General features: G+C 51.8%; 1 rRNA gene. It reads left to right on the top strand.

Going from position 1 to position 1,182, the window contains the following annotated elements:
- Positions 1 to 1,182 (top strand): 23S ribosomal RNA (locus tag ACZSMY_RS23135); the annotation flags it as partial.

The following is a 1,182-nucleotide window of genomic DNA, read 5'->3' as shown; positions in this document are numbered from 1 at the left end:
AAGGTCAGCCAAAGAAGGTAACAGCCCTGTAATCGAAAAGGAATTTCCTCCGGAGTGTATCCTGAGTACGGCGGAACACGTGGAATTCCGTCGGAATCCGGGAGGACCATCTCCCAAGGCTAAATACTCCCTAGTGACCGATAGTGAACCAGTACCGTGAGGGAAAGGTGAAAAGCACCCCGGGAGGGGAGTGAAATAGAACCTGAAACCGTGTGCCTACAAGTAGTCGAAGCCCGTTAATGGGTGACGGCGTACCTTTTGTAGAATGGACCGGCGAGTTACGATCGTATGCAAGGTTAAGTGGAAGACACGGAGCCGTAGCGAAAGCGAGTCTGAACAGGGCGAATGAGTATGCGGTCGTAGACCCGAAACTGTGTGATCTACCCATGTCCAGGGTGAAGGTCAGGTAACACTGACTGGAGGCCCGAACCCACGTATGTTGAAAAATGCGGGGATGAGGTGTGGGTAGCGGTGAAATTCCAATCGAACACAGAGATAGCTGGTTCTCTCCGAAATAGCTTTAGGGCTAGCCTCAAGATAGAGAGTACTGGAGGTAGAGCACTGATTGGACTAGGGGCCCCTACCGGGTTACCGAATTCAGTCAAACTCCGAATGCCAGTTACTTACGCTTGGGAGTCAGACTATGGGTGATAAGGTTCATAGTCGAAAGGGAAACAGCCCAGACCGCCAGCTAAGGTCCCAAAGTATACGTTAAGTGGAAAAGGATGTGGCGTTGCACAGACAACCAGGATGTTGGCTTAGAAGCAGCCATCATTGAAAGAGTGCGTAATAGCTCACTGGTCGAGTGACGCTGCGCCGAAAATGTACCGGGGCTAAACGTATCACCGAAGCTGCGGATTGTTCTTACGAACAATGGTAGGAGAGCGTTCAAAGTGCTGCGAAGTCAGACCGTGAGGACTGGTGGAGCGCTTTGAAGTGAGAATGCCGGTATGAGTAGCGAAAAAAGAGTGAGAATCTCTTTCACCGAATGCCTAAGGTTTCCTGAGGAAGGCTCGTCCTCTCAGGGTTAGTCGGGACCTAAGCCGAGGCCGACAGGCGTAGGCGATGGACAACAGGTTGATATTCCTGTACCACCTCATGATTGTTTGAGCAATGGGGGGACGCAGGAGGATAAGGAGTGCGCACCGATGGATGTGCGTCCAAGCATGCGAGGAAGTCAGA

It is taken from the genome of Oceanobacillus sp. B139/18 (assembly GCF_055524595.1).
This window is presented reverse-complemented; position numbering and strand designations above follow the sequence as displayed.